We start from the raw sequence: 461 nt of genomic DNA on the forward strand, positions 1-461 counted from the left end.
AACTGATGGAGGCCCGTCGGCACCTCTACGAGGACGTCGCCACGGCCGTCGTGGCCACGGACGGTCGTACGCCGGAAGAAGTCACCCAAGCCGCCCTGGACGCAGTGGAGTTGAAAGAAGCATGAGCGAGGCAGTCACCCGGATCCAGGTCGGCGGCACCGCGGGGTCCGAGCCCTACGAGGTCCTGGTGGGCCGTCAGCTCCTGGGCGAGCTGGGCGGTCTGATCGGGGCGAAGGCGAAGCGGGTCGCGGTGATCCACCCCGAGGCGCTCGCCGAGACCGGTGACGCGCTGCGCGCCGACCTCGCCGCTCAGGGCTACGAGGCGATCGCGATCCAGGTGCCCAACGCCGAGGAGGCCAAGACCGCCGAGGTCGCCGCGTACTGCTGGAAGGCGCTGGGCCAGTCCGGGTTCACCCGTACCGACGTCATCGTCGGGGTCGGCGGCGGCGCCAGCACCGACC

At 71.1% G+C, this 461-nt stretch carries 1 protein-coding gene; it reads left to right on the forward strand.

All coding sequences use genetic code 11. From position 1 onward, the window contains the following. Positions 1-121: 121 nt before the first annotated feature. On the forward strand, positions 122-461 hold a 340-nt coding region (locus ERX37_RS11175), incomplete at its 3' end, for a hypothetical protein (RefSeq protein WP_208001690.1).

This window comes from Macrococcus hajekii, from assembly GCF_004359505.1.
GTDB lineage: Bacteria > Bacillota > Bacilli > Staphylococcales > Staphylococcaceae > Macrococcus > Macrococcus hajekii.